This window comes from Sorangium sp. So ce145, assembly GCF_051525985.1.
Classification (GTDB): Bacteria; Myxococcota_A; Polyangia; order Polyangiales; family Polyangiaceae; genus Sorangium; species Sorangium cellulosum_B.
The window spans coordinates 10,442,594-10,458,772 of sequence record NZ_CP150315.1 but is presented as its reverse complement, the minus strand read 5'-3'; the positions used below and the strand labels follow the sequence as shown (position 1 = coordinate 10,458,772).

Annotated in this window: 11 protein-coding genes and 1 other RNA gene; 2 read left to right on the top strand and 10 right to left on the bottom strand. The window is 71.6% G+C overall.

The genetic code is table 11. The annotated features are described in order from the left end of the window. Nucleotides 1–117 precede the first annotated feature (117 nt). The 7 genes from WMF34_RS38865 to WMF34_RS38835 form a co-directional block, all read right to left on the bottom strand. Nucleotides 118–1,671, bottom strand: a complete 1,554-nt coding sequence (locus tag WMF34_RS38865; RefSeq protein WP_437990950.1) for an OmpP1/FadL family transporter — start codon at nucleotides 1,669–1,671, stop codon at nucleotides 118–120. A 43-nt stretch (nucleotides 1,672–1,714) separates the two neighbouring features. Continuing rightward, nucleotides 1,715–3,532 (bottom strand): MXAN_5187 family protein, encoded by a 1,818-nt coding sequence (locus tag WMF34_RS38860; protein WP_437990949.1) that lies wholly within the window; start codon nucleotides 3,530–3,532, stop codon nucleotides 1,715–1,717. A gap of 3 nt (nucleotides 3,533–3,535) precedes the next feature. Beyond that, entirely contained in the window at nucleotides 3,536–4,240 is a 705-nt protein-coding gene (locus WMF34_RS38855) for a hypothetical protein (RefSeq protein ID WP_437990948.1), read from the bottom strand. A gap of 402 nt (nucleotides 4,241–4,642) precedes the next feature. Then, nucleotides 4,643–4,835, bottom strand: a non-coding RNA gene (gene ssrS, locus WMF34_RS38850) — 6S RNA. A 90-nt stretch (nucleotides 4,836–4,925) separates the two neighbouring features. Next, nucleotides 4,926–5,798, bottom strand: coding sequence for an inositol monophosphatase family protein (locus WMF34_RS38845; RefSeq protein ID WP_437990947.1), 873 nt, complete (start codon nucleotides 5,796–5,798; stop codon nucleotides 4,926–4,928). Then, nucleotides 5,795–7,282 (bottom strand): UDP-N-acetylmuramate--L-alanine ligase, encoded by a 1,488-nt coding sequence (locus tag WMF34_RS38840; protein WP_437990946.1) that lies wholly within the window; start codon nucleotides 7,280–7,282, stop codon nucleotides 5,795–5,797. Before WMF34_RS38840 ends, WMF34_RS38845 begins: the two co-directional genes overlap by 4 nt. Before the next feature lie 266 nt (nucleotides 7,283–7,548). Further along, nucleotides 7,549–8,175 (bottom strand): ComEA family DNA-binding protein, encoded by a 627-nt coding sequence (locus WMF34_RS38835; RefSeq protein WP_437990945.1) that lies wholly within the window; start codon nucleotides 8,173–8,175, stop codon nucleotides 7,549–7,551. 344 nt (nucleotides 8,176–8,519) lie between these two features. Here WMF34_RS38835 and WMF34_RS38830 point away from each other — a divergent pair, with 344 nt between their 5' ends. After that, on the top strand, nucleotides 8,520–9,620 hold the full coding sequence (locus WMF34_RS38830; protein ID WP_437741988.1) for a DUF362 domain-containing protein: 1,101 nt from the start codon (nucleotides 8,520–8,522) through the stop codon (nucleotides 9,618–9,620). Between the two features lie 66 nt (nucleotides 9,621–9,686). Continuing rightward, nucleotides 9,687–10,439 (top strand): hypothetical protein, encoded by a 753-nt coding sequence (locus WMF34_RS38825; RefSeq protein ID WP_012240236.1) that lies wholly within the window; start codon nucleotides 9,687–9,689, stop codon nucleotides 10,437–10,439. 69 nt (nucleotides 10,440–10,508) lie between these two features. On the opposite strand, the gene WMF34_RS38820 is transcribed toward WMF34_RS38825, so the two are convergent. The 3 genes from WMF34_RS38820 to WMF34_RS38810 form a co-directional block, all read right to left on the bottom strand. Then, on the bottom strand, nucleotides 10,509–11,720 hold the full coding sequence (locus WMF34_RS38820; protein ID WP_437990944.1) for a serine/threonine-protein kinase: 1,212 nt from the start codon (nucleotides 11,718–11,720) through the stop codon (nucleotides 10,509–10,511). Nucleotides 11,721–12,000: 280 nt separating this feature from the next. Continuing rightward, on the bottom strand, nucleotides 12,001–13,728 hold the full coding sequence (locus WMF34_RS38815; protein WP_012240234.1) for an acyl-CoA dehydrogenase family protein: 1,728 nt from the start codon (nucleotides 13,726–13,728) through the stop codon (nucleotides 12,001–12,003). Between the two features lie 65 nt (nucleotides 13,729–13,793). Continuing rightward, nucleotides 13,794–15,743, bottom strand: coding sequence for an HDIG domain-containing metalloprotein (locus tag WMF34_RS38810; RefSeq protein ID WP_437990943.1), 1,950 nt, complete (start codon nucleotides 15,741–15,743; stop codon nucleotides 13,794–13,796). Nucleotides 15,744–16,179 lie beyond the last annotated feature (436 nt).

Sequence of the window (16,179 nt, the reverse complement as noted above, 5' to 3'; positions counted from 1 at the left end):
CCGGCGCGCCTCCGCTGCACCGCGGCTCCGCGCGTCCTGCGCTCCGCTCCACTACGCCGGAGGCACGCCGGAGGCACGCCGGAGCCACGCCGGAGCCACGTCCGAGCAGCCGCCCGCTCAGAAGCGCATGGTTCCGCTCAGACCGAACTCGTCCAGGCTGCTCTCGAAGCGGCCGCCGTTGACGCTCTGGATGCTGCGGTAGCCGCTCAGCGCAGCGCCGGATACGGCCTTGAGGCGCCCGTTCCCGCCGTTGTCCAGCGCACCGAAGGACGTGTGCTGAAACGCGGCTGAAATGTCGACCGGGCCGACTCGCGCGGTCACGCCGGCCCCGACGCCGATCCGGTAGCCGAGGTGGAAGTCGAGGTTCAGATCGGCGTCGTCCTGCCCCTTGGTCTCGAAGAAGCCGCCTGCGCGCAGCGCGAGGAGGCTCGGGAGCACGACGAAATCGCCGCCGAGCCGGACTCCCAGGACGTCTCGCCAGCGGTGCGGGACGTCGGCGTTGGGCGGCACCGTGCCCACGGTCGTGCCGCGCACGGGGATGCCCTCGCGGAACCGGACCTCGATCGCGTCGACCGCGCTGTTGTTCGCCCAGGTGAAGTCGAGCTCCACGTCGAAGAGGTCATCCGCCATCGGGTCGCGGACGCGGGGCTCGGCGGCGGAGGCGCGCCGCGCGCCGGCGCGGGGCATGTGGTACCGGAGCCCGAGCTTCGCCTCCATGGGGATCCGCATCGTGAGATCGCCGGCGCCCTGCTCCTCGGTGACGTTGCACTCCGGCGCCTCGCCCTTGCAGGGGTCCTCGTCCTTCGCCCCTGCCGGCGTCCAGTAGCGGGACTCGATGGTGAGATCGGTCTTCGCGCGCACGGCGTCCTGCCACTTGAACCATGCGCCCAGGTCGAGGTGAGCCGCCGCCGCCCAGCGCGCGCCGAGGACGAAGCCTGGGATGAAGAGGTCGGTCGCCTCCGCGCGCGTGCGCAGATCGCCGTGCGCCTTGAAGTCGTCGCCCCCTTCGCCCGAGAGCGCCTCGCTGAAGTTGACGAAATCGATCGCCGCCGTGCCCCAGATGAAGCCGGCGCCGAGCGAGACCCCCTCCGCGGGGGTGAAGCCGACCGAGAGCGTCGGCATCAACATCAGGGCGTCGAGCGACGTGAGCAGGTACCGCTGGGGCGACGGCTGCGTCATGTCGCCGAAGCTCGGGTGCGTGTACTGGAGCGACTCGGGCCATGCCCGCTCGCCGACGCCGTGCGGGCCGAGCACCGCGACGCCGAGCGCGAGCGCGTCGCTCAAGCGCAGGGTCGCCGCGAGCTGCGGGTTCGGGAACAGGCCGCCCTCGGCGCACACCTCGGGGTCGGGGCCCCCGTCGCTGCCGGGCGCCGGGATCGCCGTCGTGGCGCTCGGCGGGACGGGGCGGCCGCCGGGGCCGAGCCTCGTGAAGCACTGGGCCAGCTGGATGAAGTGGACGCCGCCGTGGGCGCCGCTCCGCTGTGAGGCGAGCCCCGCCGGGTTGAAGTAGGCGGCGAGCGGATCGTCCGCCCGCGCGACCCACGCCCCGCCGCGGCCGAGCTGGAGCACCCCGATGTCGGGCGAGTCGAGCCCCGACGACGCGCGCGCGGCGCCGGCGGCCACCATCGCAGCGAACGCGGCGCCCGCGGCGCCGGCAGATCCTCGTTTCATGACCCCCCCGTCCCCGCCGCGCGGCGATCCCCGCCGCGCGGCCTCACTTCACCGGAGACGCCTTGAGCGCCGCCTTGCCGTCCTTCACGTAGACCGTGAAGCGAACACGCGAGCAGTTGTGGCGAGCCACGAGCGCGTCCTTGTTGCGCTGCAGGGTCCCCTTGAACTTCTCGAAGGTGAGCGCGTTCGTGGGCTCCCCGCACTGCTGCTTGACCGACAGGAACTCCTCGTAGACGGCGTTCCATTCGGTGAGCTCGTCCGGCTCTCCCGCGCCGTCCTGCGGCGCGGCCGGCGCGGCCTGCGCGGCTGGCGCGGCCTGCGCGGCCGGCGCGGCTGGCGCGGCCTGCGCGGCCGGCGCGCTCATCGGCTCGGGGAGCGGGTTCGGCGCGGCGGGCGCCCCCGGCGCCCTGGGCGGCGGCGGCGGCGGCGGGCGCCGCGGCGGCGGGCGCCCGGGAGCGCCCGCGGGATCGAGGGCGGAGATCGCCATCCCCGCGTCCGAGACCTCCTCGATCGCCTCGACCGGCTCCACGGAGTCGCGGGCCGGCGGCGGGCCGCTGAGCGGGTGCGAGCCGGGCCGCCGCGTGGGGCCGCGCGGGCTCACCATGGGCTTCGGGTACGAGGGGCGCGAGTCAGGGCGCGGCTCGCCGGGGCCGAGCGGCACCGAGAACGCGCTCATCGCCGGCTGCGTCGGGATCGGGCCGAGCACCTGCTCGAGGTCCGCGGCCTTCCGGGGCGCGCCGCCCTTCGCGGCCACCTTCTCGACGCCGTCGTTGATGTCGGCCGCGATCTTCCGGTAGGCGCCGCGGAAGCGGCTCGGCGCCAGCACGTCGACCTCGCCCTTGGAGAAGCGCGCCGCCTCGCCGCGGAAGACATGGAGCGGCCGCGTGTGCTCCAGGAACGAGAGCACCAGCCCGATCGCGGCCATGGCGAGGACGCCGGCCAGGATCAGCACCGTGGGCACCTCGCTCTTGTCGTCGTTGTTCGCCTTGTCGAGGAAGTTGAGCGGCGAGTCGACCGACGCCGCGAGGCGGCCGACCGCGTAGCCCGCGCCGAGCTCCCACGCCTCGCCGGGCAGCCGCGCGTAGACCACGCCGAGGTGCTGGCCGATGACGCGGACCTCCGAGCGCCCCTTCTCGATGTAGTCCTTGTTGTCGTCGAGCAGCTTCAGATCCTGCGTGATCTGGTCGAGGTTCGCCTTGTCGAACCCCTCGGGCGCGCCGGAGGCGACGCGCGCCCCCTCGGCGTAGAAGCCGACGGCGGCGCCGGTGCGCTTCGTGACGGCGCGGGCGAAGGTGTCGTCGATGAGCTTGGCGCCGATCACGGCGCCGACCGGCTCGCCGTTGACGTCCTGCTCGACGGGGCGCGCCACGACGCGGAGGATGCGGCCCTTCCAGACCCACGCGTCATCGCGGATCCAGCCGTGGAGGGCGTCGGCGACCAGCGGGTAGCCGCCGAGCTCCCAGTCCTCGCGGTGCTCGAAGTCCACCGACGCCACCACCCGCCCCGCAGCGTCGACGGCCCACACGTGATCGAACTTGAGCTCCGGGGGCACCTCCGCGGTCGCGGTGCGCAGCGCGGTGCGGGCCTTCTCGCGCACCTCGGCGCCGGGCTTGGCCTCGGCCGACGACTTGGCGAGCGCGGTCCGCAGGGCCGGGTTCAGCGCGACCCGGATGAGCGCGCTCGAGCGCTTCCGGGCGTCGTCGTTGAGGAACCACTCGACAGCGCTGGAGTCGGCGCTGAGCGCCTCGCTCATCGCGCGGTGGCTCGAGCGGTTGTAGAGCTGCGCGGCGACGAAGAGGACGAAGACCGCGGCGCCGAGCGCGAGCGCGAGCACCCCGTACCAGAAACGCGACAGCAGCATGGCCTACTTTCCAGCCTCCGCGCTCGGTCCGCCGGTCTCACCCACGACGACCGGCTCCCTGATGAACTGCTCGTCCGGCCCGGGCTTCACGATCGCCGCGATGGCCTTCCCGACCGGCTCGCCGTTGAAGTAGCCCTGCAGCGTGTACGTGCCGGCCTCGATCTCCATGGCGAAGTTGCCCTGACGATCCGGGTAGGCGACGGCCACCGCCCTCGGCTCGACGACGATCCACGATCGGACGCTCGGGGCGAGCTGGTCGCGGAGCTCGTACTTGCCGGGGCCTGGCGGTGTCCAGGCGCGGGTCTTGGCCGCGGCGATCTCGACCGGCTGGAGCCCCTTGTTGCCGACGTCGTAGATCTTGTGCGGGAACGGGTCCTGGTTCTCGAACTGGATCTGCTGGCCCTCGGCGACGACGATCGTCACCGGGGAGGTGCGGCCGCCCGCGATGACGATCGAGCGCGGCGTCTTGAGCGGCGCGCCCTTCTCGCCGAGCGCGGCGATGCACAGCTCCTTCGGCGCGTAGCCGAAGAGCGCGCGGACATCGGCGCGGACGGTCGGGGACGGCTCGCGGAAGGTGTACCGGTTCGCCTTCGGGTCCTTGGCCTCGTTCCAGACCGGGTTCAGGAGCTTGGGCATGCCCGTGGCCCGGCCCTTGATCGTCACCGCCGCCAGGGCGGCCCCGGGCACGGTGAGGATCGCGAGCGTCAAGGCCAGGCGCCGGACGAAGCGCGAGCTGCCGGGGAGGCGGCGCGCGAGGAGGCCTAACGACCCAAACCGCGCTGCGCCAACGAGCAGGCGCTGCTCGTCGTGCTGCGCACCTGCAGATCGAGGGGATCTCGTATCCATCGCAGGCCCGAAGCTACCGGAAGGGGGATGAGAACGGAAACAAAAGCCGGGCCGCGCGCCGCGTGCCCCGCCTGCGCCGCCCTCCGGGCTCCCGTTTCTCGTGCGGTGTGCTTGGCCTTGTCCGGTGCCGCGAGCGCCGCGGCGCCGCGCCCAGGCGGGGGTACCCCCCGCCGTCACGTGATGCCGCGGTGCGCCGGTCGCCGGGCGCATGTCGAGGGCATCAAAAAACTGCGGGCCGCTTGGACGGCCCGCAGGGGAGAGATGTTCCGTACCGCCGAGGACGTGGGCCGAAGGACTTGAACCCCTAGCATAGCTGCTAGGTGGGAGCCTAAGTACCGCTTCAGGCTTCCCGGTGAATGGTTCCGGGCCTAGCTCACCACGGTATCGTTGCTGGCTCCCTGGTTCTTGCTTACTCGGGATTCAATCGTCCAGCGCCTCACGAAGTCGGCAGAGGGAACAACCATAGGATAGTTCACTGGGCGGCTCCGTCAACAGCTCTTCCGCAGGTTCTCATGTTTTGATGGCCGCGTTCGCCGGTCGCCGGCGCCTAGCAGGTCGGCGAGCCCGGGTGAGAGAACAGCGCGACGATGGGGGCATGGACGAGGCCGTTCGACGCCACGATGTTGCCTGTGTGGTAGTTCGGCGGACCGCCGTCGAGCGCGGTGATGACGCCGCCCGCGCCGCGCACGATCGCGCTTCCGGCGGCGACGTCCCATGCATGCAGCCGGCGCTCCCAGTACGCATCGTAGGCTCCGTCCGCGACCATGCAGAGATCGATGGCCGCGCTGCCGCAACGACGCACGGCCTGCGCGTTGCGCTTGACGGTCATGAAGGCGTCGAAGTTGTTGTCCGGCGCCCGGTCGCGGATCGGCGGGAAGCCGGTCGCCACCATCGCGCGCTCCAGCGACGCCGTGGCGCTGACCGCGCATCGCTCGCCGTTGCGGCGCGCCTCTCCGTCGATCGCGGCCGTGCTCACCGGCGCGCGAGCGGCCTCGCGCGGCCGGAAGCCCGTCCAGCGGAGCCCGAGCGCGGGCGCGACGACGGCGCCGGCCACGGGCACGTCGTCCTCCATCAGGCCGACGGACACGCACCAGAACGGATGGCCGTGGACGAAGTTCGTCGTGCCGTCGAGCGGATCCACGTACCAGACGAGCCCGCCGCGCGGCTCCGCGCGGCGCGCGGCGCTCTGCTCCTCGCCGACGACGGCGACGCCGGGCGTGAGCGCGTCGAGCCGCGCCACGAGCAGGTCCTCGCTCGCCCGATCGAACTCGGTCACGAGATCGTGCGGCCCCTTCTCCTCCACGCGCAGGCCGCGCGGCCCTGCCCGGAACCCGGCCTGGACGAGCGCCGCCGCCTCCTCGGCGACGCGCAGGGCGATCTCGGAAAGCTCGTGCAGCTCGGCTGATCGGCGCGCGCTCATCGCGCCCCCGCCGACAGCGCGCCGCGGAGCTTCTCGTAGATGCCGCCGAACGCCCCGTTGGACAGGAGCGCGATCGTGTCGCCCTCCCGCGCGTCGCGCGCGATGGCGGTGACGATCGCGTCCACCGAGGCCGCCGCCTCCGCGCGCTTGCCCCCGCGCTCGATGTCGCGCACCAGCCTGTCGAGATCGAGCCGCTCGCCGGCGGCGATGTCCGGGCGCCCGAGCGGCGCCAGCACGACGCGGTCGGCCGCCTCGAACGCGCGCGCGTAAGGCTCCTGGTGGAGGGCGCGGCACGCGGTCGCGCTGCGCGGCTCGAACACCGCCCACAGCGCGCCTGCCGGGTGCCTGGATCGGAGCGCGCGCAGCGTCTCGTCCACCGCGGTCGGGTGGTGCGCGAAGTCGTCATAGACGCGGACCCCGCGCGCCTCGAAGAGGAGGTCCTGCCGGCGCCTGACGCCCGCGAAGCCGGCGAGCGCCGTGGTCGCGGTCGAGAGCGGCACGCCGAAGCCCTGCGCCGCGGCCGCGATCGCGGCGATGGCGTTGCGCACGTTGTGGTGCCCCGGCATCTGCAGGGCGAAGCGCCCGGCCAGGACGCCGCCGGCGTACAGATCGAACGACTGGCCGCTCTCGCCGGCCTCCGCGGGCGCGGCGAGCCAGTGCGGCGGCCGCCCGTGCGTGTCGTCGCCCTCGAGCGCGAACCACGCGACCTCGGCGCGCGCCGATCGCGACACCAGCTCGACGACCCGCGGATCGTGCGCGGCCGCCACGACGAGCCCGGTCTCCGGGATCCGCTCGACGAACCCGCGGAACGCCGCCTCGTAGGACGCGGCGTCGGGGTAGATGTCGATGTGATCGTGCTCCATCGACGTGACGACGCCCACCTCGGGCTGGTAGTGCCAGAACTTCGGCGTCTTCTCGAAGAAGGCGGTGTCGTACTCGTCGCCTTCGACGACGAACGGCGTCCTGCGGCGCCCGGCGCCCGCCTCGCCGAGGAGCGGCAGACCGCGGCGGTCGCTCGCCGACGAGGCGCTCCGGGGCAGGCGGAAGCTCGCCTCGAAGTTCTTCGGCAGGCCGCCGATGAGGAAGCCAGGGTCCCTGCCCGCCTCGTGAAGGATCCACGCGCACATCGAGCTCGTCGTCGTCTTGCCGTGCGTGCCGGCCACGACGAGCGGGGAGCGGCCGGCGAGCATGTGATCCGCGAGCGCGTGCGCCATCGTGGTCACCCGCATGCCTCCGTCGATCGCGGCGCGGGCCTCGGGGTTCGTCGGGCGGCAGACGTTGCCGATCACGACGAGATCGGGCCGGGGGTCGAGGTGCGCGGGATCGAACCCGGTCAAGAGGCGGACGCCCCACCGCTCGAGGGCCGGCCCCATCGGCGGGTAGAACGAGACGTCGGAGCCCGAGACGTCGTGCCCCGCGGCCTTGAAGAGCCCCGCCAGCGCACCCATGCCGGTGCCCGCGACGGCGACGAAGTGGACGTGCATCGCGGCGCAGTGTGCCCGAGCGCCCCGGGGGGGCAAGGGGGCATCCGCGCGAGAGCTCGCCAGACCGCGCCGATCCCGGGGAGTGGCCGCGCGCCGCGTCCGCGATGTCTGGAGTCGCGCGCGCGATCTCGTCGCGGGGATACCGAAGAGAACGAGCGCGCCTCGACTCGACATCTCACGCACCGCGCGTTGACCGGTCCTGGCAGACTCCCTGTCTGGACGGCTCGACCGAGGCGGCGAGCTGGCGCAGCGGCTCGCGTCCAGCGTCAAGGCGGATCGACGAGCACGAGCGGCCTCAGCCGCTTCAGCGATCGCCGGCCCAGCCCCTTGACCCGGAGCAGGTCATCGACCTTCCGGAAGCGCTTGAGCTTGGCTCGCAGCGCCAGGATCGCGGCCGCCTTCGCCGGGCCGACGCCGGGAAGGCGCCGGAGGTCCGCCTCGGTCGCGAGGTTCAGCACGACCTTTCCGTCGGCGGTCACGCCGCCGCCCGCGGGAGCGCCGGCCCCGCCATCGCTGGGCGGCGGCTCTACCGCTGCAGCCCCCGCGTCGGCGCCGGGCTCGGAGGTGGCCTGGGGCGGCGGGCTTCCGGCCTGGGGCGGCGGGCTTCCGGCCTGGGGCGGCGCTGGATCGCCGGCGACCATCGCCAGCTCCGCGGTCGGGTCTGCCGGGCGGGCCGGGGTTGCCGGGAGCAGGCTCAGCGCGTGCCCGGAGCCCACGAGCGCCAGCGCGAAGAACCCCGCAATGTAGGCCGCGACCTTGCCGCCCAGCGCGGTCCAGGCCGAGTCCCTCAGCGCCGCCAGCGCCCGCTCTCGCCACGGGCGAATCACCTCGTCGTCCTGCGCTGCATCGGCCGGCCCGGCGGGCGAGCCTGTCCCCTTCGATGTCGCTTGCATCGTGCCGCGTCTCCTTCCGGTCTTCCCGTCTCGTGCCAAGGACGTCGTCCTCCGCGCACCCGTGAGCGGCGTTCGTCTCCTCGGCGTCGCCGCCACCGCCAAGCGAGCGGCGTGCCGGCGCGCGATTGCCTGGAAACCCGAGCAAAATCCCGGGTGGGAGGCGCTCCGGGGCCTGGCGCCGCCATGGCGGAGGCGCGCGGCGCGGTCGGCGCGGCGCGGTCGACCTCGCCGCCGGGCGGCCGAGCGCCGTGTCTCGAGCGAGAAGCTCGGCTACCATCAGCGCCCCGGGCGCCCCGCGACCGGCGGCATTCACCGCCGCCGCGAGGCGCTCACCACGAGGTCTTATGCCCCACGATCCCCGTCGCTTCGTTGATCCCGGCCCCGCGGGGCGCTCGCGCCGAGGCTTCCTCGGCGGGCTCGTCGCCGGTGCCGCGGGCGCCGCGCTCCTCGGCCCGCGTGCGGCGTTCGCGGAGGCGCCCCTGAGCCTCGCGGCCGCGCCGCCCCCCGGCTTCACGCCGCTCTCCATTCCGGGGAAGATCGTGAAGGTCACGAAGTCGAACTCGATGCAGCCGAACGGCCTCTGGCCCGACGCGTCCGCGGCGAAGGTGATGCTCGAGCGGGCGATGGCCGAGCTCACCGGGAAGGCCGATCTCGGGGCCGCCTTCGCGCGGTTCGTCCACAAGGACGACCGCGTGGCGATCAAGACCAACGGGATCGCCGGCCAGAAGGGGGCGACCATGGCCACCAACAAGGAGCTCGTGCTCGAGATCGTGCGCGGGGTGATCGCGGCCGGCGTCCCCGCGGAGAACGTGGAGATCTTCGAGCAGTACCCGTCCTTCCTCGCCGGCACCCGCTGCGCCGACCGCAGCGCCAAGCCGGCGGCCGAGTTCCCGGCCGGGATCCGCGCCGCGGTTCACGAGAACAAGGACGCGGTGATGCCGAGCATCTCGGTCTGCGGCATCCCCACCAAGTTCGTGCGCCCGTTCACCCAGGCGACGGCGGTGATCAACGTCTCGCTGATCAAGGACCACTCGATCTGCGGCTATACCGGCTGCCTCAAGAACATCACCCACGGCGCGACCATCAACCCGCACTCCTTCCACGAGCACACCGCGAGCCCGCAGATCGCGGAGCTCTACGGGCAGGACATCGTGAAGAGCCGTGTCCGCCTGCACATCACGGACGGCTTCAAGCTCATCTACGACCAGGGCCCGCTCGACAAGAACCCGAAGCGGCGCGTCCTCCACGAGTCGGTCTACGCCACGACCGATCCGGTCGCGATGGACGTGATCGGCTGGGGCGTCGTCGAGACGTGGCGCAAGGAGAACGGGTTGCCCACGCTGAAAGAGGCGAGCCGTGAACCTTCGTACATTCGCATCGCGGGCGAGCTCGGTCTGGGCGTCTTCGACAAGAATAAAATCGCGATGCGCGAGGTCGGATTGTAGCGGCGCCGCGGGATCCGCCCGCGTGACCGCCGTCGATGAGGCCGCTCGCCGAGGCTCGTGTTGCTCATGTCCTGCTCCAGGTCGACTGCGCGCTCGTCCACCCGCCGGAGGGCCGCGCCGGTGGTCCCGGTCCTCGCGTCCCTCGCGCTCGTCGCCTGCAGCAGCACCCCCCCGACGAGGCCGCCGGGGTTGCCTCCGACGCCGGCGTCGGTCACCCGCGAGAACCCGGGGGGCGACGCGGCAGACCCCGAGCGGGCCGCGCTGGAGCGGCTGCTGGCCGAGCCGTGGGGAAGGCGGCAGGACCGGTTCAACACGCTCGACGTACCCCTGGTCGACTGGAAGAGCTGGCGCAGGGTGCGGATCTTGACCTACCCGACGCGCGCGACCTTCCGGTACGGCGACGAGCACTACGCCGCCCTGTCGGTCGTCTACACGACCACCACGGGGCCGAGCGACCCCGACAGCTGCCTCGACGAGTTCTGGGCGAAGAACGCGCCGCTCGCCGATGGTTATGGCGTGCGGCTCGGGGAGGCGCAGATCATCCGCACGACGCAGGAGATCGACGGTGAGGTGCGGCCGCTCGTGTTCAAGGTCCTCCAGGGCAGCGTCGACTCGGTGCTCGCGAGCGACGAGTACGTCGGCGCGATCGCCGTCTACGAGTCGTGGCCGGGGACATGCCTCGTGGCCGCGATGGCCGTGAAGTCGACCCAGCACCCCGAGCTCGCGCGCCGGGTGCGCGACCGCTGGATCGACGAGGGCGCCCCGAAGCTCAAGTGGACGTCCGGCATCACCGACGCGCCCACGACCAGCGCGCGGTAACGGCGCCGCCGCGCCCCGGCGATGGCCGGCGATACGAGCGTCAGGGCGGCGTCGCGACGCCCCGCGAGATCACGGTCCTCCGGCCGCCGGGCTCTCCGCGGCCTCGAGCGACCACGGCGCGCCCTCAGCCACGCTGTGGAAGACAACGCAGGCGGCCGCGATGAGCAGGCCGACGGCGACCATCCAGGGGACCCGGAGCGGCGGCAGGACGCGGCTGTCCAGAACGACCTCGCTGTGCCGGTCGCACGAGGCGGAGGCGGGCTCGACGGCCGCGTCCGTCGCCGTGGGGCTGCCGAGGTCGTTCGCCGGCGCCGCCAGCATGGCGGCCATGGTCGTCTGATCATCCACCGCGCAGCGAAGCGGGGCCGCGACCGCGCCTACCGCGCTCCGCTTCACGATGGCGCTCCGCTCGGACGGCGGCGGGACGGGGATCGCGCGCGGCGACTCCGACGACGGCGGGGAGGTCGGCACCTGCACGATCGCGGAGAACGCTTCCATCATCTCCTTGCCCGACTGGAACCGCGCCTCCGGATCGAACTCGAACGTCCGGGCGAAGAACGCGTCGATCCCGGGCGGGAGCTCCGGCGCGAGCTTGGACGCCTTCGGGAACGACGTCTGGCAGATGTGCCTGACCAGCTCATTGATGTTGGCGCCCGCGAAGGGACACTGGCCGGTGATCGCGCGGTAGAGGATCACCGCCATCGACCAGAGATCGCTCCTGTAATCGACCTGCCTGGGCGCCATGGTCTGCTCGGGGCTCATGTACCTGGGCGTCCCGAGGACCATGCCCGTCTTCGTGATCCGATCGCGCGAGCACGACGACTTCGCGACGCCGAAATCGAGCACCTTGACCAGATCGTCGCCCGCCGAAGACGTGATGAAGATGTTCCCCGGCTTCAGATCCCGGTGGATCACCCCCGCGGCGTGGATCGCGTCGAGCGCCTTGCCGAGCTGCGTGAACAAGGCCGTCGCCTGCGCGAGCGGGATCCGCTCCTCGCGCTCGAGGCGGCGATTCAGGTCCTCTCCCTCGAGGTACTCCATGACGATGAACGCGCAGCCGCGATCGACGCCGTAATCATAGGTCTCGATGACATAGGGGCTCCGGACACGCGCGGACGCGCGGGCCTCGCGCTCGAAGCGGGCGACGAGCTCTGGCTCCGTCGCCGCGAAGCTCCGGATGAACTTGATGACGACCCGCCGCCTGAGCTTGATATCGAAGCCCAGCCACAGATCTCCCATCCCACCGCCTCCGAGCCTGCGCTCGAGACGGTACTTGTCCATGACGGCACGACCTTCAGCAGTCTCCTTCATGGCTCCGCACCTGCCACCCAATGCTCTAGCCTGGGACAAGTGATCACCCGATTCCTGTCGAAGGGCCCACCGCCAATACTACGCCTGATCAAACTATAGAGCAATCCGTCCAGGCGGTGAGCTGAAAACGTCCCGAAACAGAGCGCAGCTCACAATGAATGAGCGTACTGCGCCGAAGCGCGCGTGGCGCCCGTGTGAATCGATGTGACTTGAGGTGAATCGATGTCCGTCGAGGTGCGGCAGCCTGCGATTACAGGATGTCGAAGGGGTAGGCGCGATCCGCGTAAGCTCGCACCGCGATGGCCTTGCGCAGCTCGTCGTCGTTCTTCTGGAAGTCGGCGACGTGCTGCCTCAGCCGCTTCTGCGCCATGCCGGTGAACACGGTCGTGAGATCGATCTCCCGCCGCGCCCCGTCCTCCCCGCGCCGCTCGATGGCCCGGGTCGTGCGCGAGATGCACGCGGCCATGCAGTAGAGGTCGATGGCCATCTCCGCGATGCGGCGCTGCGCGTACTGCATCTCCGCGATCTCCCGCCCGTGCTTCCGGAGCATGTCCTCGCTGTGGGTGGCGAGCTCGGCGGTGCAGTCCTCGAAGATCACCGCCTCCCGGCTGAGCAGCGGGTGCGCCTTCGACATCCGCTCGCGCCCGAGCACCGAGCGCGCCTTGCGGAGCGCGAAATCGCTGAGCAGCCCGAAGCCCTTGATGGGCTCTCGCATCGCCTTCGCGACGTCCGCGAGCGCCTTGCCCGGGCCGCTCATCCCGGAGAGCGCCATGAAACAGCGCAGGATCTCGTTCGTCCCCTCGAAGATCATGTTGATCCGCGCGTCGCGCAGGTGCCGCTCGTAGGGGTACTCCTCCATGTAGCCGATGCCGGCCGCGATCTGGAGCGTCTCGTTGACCACGAACCACAGGGTCTCGCTCCCCATGACCTTGCAGATCGCGCTCTCGATCGAGAAGTCGGGGACCTTGGCGTCGACGAGGCTCGCCGTCAGGTACGTGATGGACTCGAGCGCGTACGTGTGCGCCAGCATCGTCGCGATCTTGTCCTTGATGAGCCCGAAGTCGCCGATGCTCCGGCCGAACGCGCGCCGCTCCTGGACCCGGTCGAGCGCCATCCGGATCAGCGTGTTGCACGCGCCCACGCACCCCGCCGACAGCCCGAGGCGCCCGTTGTTGAGCACCTCGACGGCGACCTTGAAGCCCTTGCCGACCTCGCCCAGCACGTTCTCGCGCGGGACCTTCACGTCGTCGAAGAAGAGCTCCGTCGTCGACGAGCCGCGGATCCCGAGCTTCTGCTCGTTCGGCCCGCTCTTCACGCCCATGCTCCGCTCCACGATGAAGGCGGTGAGCTTCGGCTTCTTGCCCTCCTCGAGCGCCGAGGTCCGGGCGAACACCGTGAAGACGTCGGCGAAGCCGCCGTTCGTGATCCAGATCTTCGACCCGTTCAGGGTGTAGTACGAGCCGTCGGCCGACAGCTCGGCGCGCGTCCTGATCGCCGCGGCGTCGGAGCCGGCGCCCGGCTCCGTCAGGGCGAAGGCCGCCATCCACTCGCCGGTCGCGAGCTTCGGGAGATAGCGCTGCTTCTGCTCCTCCGTCCCGAAGAGCTGGATCGCCTTGAAGCCGATCGACTGGTGCGCGCCGAGGGTGACGGCGATCGACGCGTCGAGCCCGCCGATCTCCTGCATCACGCGCGCATACGCCATGTTGCTGAGGTTGACGCCGCCGTGCTCGGAAGGGATCTGCAGGCCCATCAGGCCGAGCCTCTTCATCTCGTCCAGGACGCCCGGATCGATGGCGTGCTCCCGGTCGATGCGGCCGCTGTCGACGCTCGACGCGAAGAACCGCCGCACGCTGTCGAGCATCATCGACGTCGTCTCCCGGTCCTCGGCGGGCATCTCGGGATACGGGAAGATGATGTCCTCGGCGATGATGCCGTGGAAGAGGGCCTTCATGAAGCTCTGCTCGATCGTGGGAGGCATCGGACCGTCCTTTCCTCGAGCAGGCCGCTCGGCCTCCGCGGGAGCGCGCGGCGCGCCCGGCCTGCTCAGTGCGTCTTCCTCGGCGTTCGCACGGACTCCGCTGGGCCCTCGTCCTTCACGGGCCCTCCGGCTTCGCTCACGACGACGGGCGCGACAGCGCCCCGGGTGCTCGCGGGGGGCGGCGGGACGGCGCCCCGGGTGCTCGCGGGGGGCGGCGGGACAGCGCCCCGGGTGCTCGCGGGGGGCGGCGGGGCAGCTCCCCTGACGCTCGAGGAGGGCGGCGGGGCGGCGCTCCCGTCCCGACCCGGCGCGCTGGACGTGGGGACGGGCGTGGGCGTGCCGGGGCGGGTGGGGTGCGGCGTGACCGTCGGCGGCGCAGGCGTGTGCCCGGCGCGATCGCTCTCGCGCTGCCACGGGTACTTGATGCGCCCGTGGTACATGTTGACCAGCGTCGACGCCATCCGGCTCGTCATGATGCGCAGGTCCTCGATCGTCAGCCCGGATTGATCGAGCTGGCCAGACGCGAGCTTCGAGAACATCACCCGCTGGATCATCTCCTCGAACTTCTTGTGCTCGGGCGGCCAGATGGTCCGTGAGGCCGCCTCGATGGAGTCGACGAGCATCAGGATGGCCGTCTCCTTCGTCTGCGGCTTCATGCCGGGGTAGCGGAAGTGCTCCTGCGTCAGGTCCTTCGGGTTCCCTTGCTCGACGCACTTGTGCCAGAAATACTCGACGACCTGCGTGCCGTGGTGGGTGTACGCGAACTCGACCACCGGCTCGGGGATGTTGCCCTCGCGCAGGATCTTCGTGCCCATCACGACGTGCGCCATGATCGCGTCGGCGCTCACCTCCGGATCGAGCTCCTCGTGCGGCGATCGCTCGCCGGGCGGGAGGTTCTCGATGAAGTACTTGGGCTGCACCGTCTTGCCGAGGTCGTGGTAGTAGGCGCCCACGCGCGTCAGCAGCGCGTCGGCGCCTATCGCCGCGGCCGAGGCCTCGGCGAGGTTCGCCATCGCGCGCGCGTGCTCCCAGCTGCCCGGCGCCTCCGCCGCCATCTTCTTGAGCAGCGGCTGCTCCAGGTCGGTGAGGTCGAGCAGCTTGTCGCGGGGAACGTGCCCCATCGCCCGCTCGGCCGGCTCCCTCAGGCTCCGACCGAGCACGCCGACGAGCAGCCCCCCGCCGATGCAGGCGAGCACGTTGGAGCCGAGCCAGCGCTTCAGATCGGCGCCGAGATCGAAGCTCCCCTCGAACAGCACGGTCAGCGCGATGAACCCGATCGCGCCGGCGATGCCCGCCAGGCTGCCCGCGACGAGCAGCTGCCGCGAGCCCTTGCGCTTGAAGAAGAACATCGTCGCGGCGATGCCGCGCACGAGCAGCACCGACAGGAGCACGACGTCGAACCGGAGCAGCGACGACGCGATGAACGCGACCCCGACCTCGACCAGGAACGCGGTCCGCCGATCGAACGCGATCGCCACCCAGAGCGGGAGCGCCGCGACCGGCATCCAGAACTCGGGCAGCGCCGTGAAGAGCAGGAGGAGCTTCGCGACGATGAGCGAGCCCGTCATCAGGACGAACATGCCCACCTGCGTGCGGAGCAGCCGCACGCGGTTCTGCCCGAAGCGACGCAGGTAGACCGTCAGCATCAGGCAGACGATGAGGTAGATGGCGTACATGCTCGCGAGGCGCGCGCCGAGCCCGGGCCGCCGCATCCGCCGCACCGTCTCGTACGCCATCGCGGCGTCGTGATCCTCGTTGTGCTCCGAGAGCACCGTGCCGCGCGGCACGATCACGCGCCTGTGCTCGTACGAGAGCGTGAAGCTCCCGTCGTGCGTGTCGCGCACGATCCGCGGACCGTACGGGACGCGCAGCGTCACGGGCGCAGGCATGCCCATCTCGGGGGTGAGCGCAGGGATGAAGAGCTCGCCCACGCCGAGCACGGCGAAGCACGCCGCGAAGAGGGCGCTCAAGACGAAGCCGGCGAGGGGACCTGCCCGGATACGCGTGCGCAGCATGGAACCGCTCGGTCTCGTCCGCTGATGCAGCCTGAGAAACGGTTGACGGGGCACGCTCGCGCGTGTCCCCGCCTCCACCGGACGACCGCGAGGGGCCGCCGATGTCAATGTGTAGGCGGGACCCTAGCAAAGAAGCAAGGCCGAGTCAGCGGCGTGCGGAGCGTTGGGGGGGGCCCCCGGCGCCGCGCCCCCCTGCATCCCCTTGCTTCCCTTGCATCCCCTTGCCTGATTGCCTCCGTTCTCTGCGTACCCTCCGTTCCCTCCGCGCCGTTTCTTCCCCATGGTTCGCGCTGAGTGCCCGCCCGAGCGCGGGACGGCCGCCGGGAAGCCGGCGCCGAAGAATGTGGACGCCGGTGCGCCGTCCAACGCCGGCACGCCCGCCGGCCCAGCCGGCGGTTGGCAGAGCGCGACGCGCCGGACCCCCCTCGCGATGTTC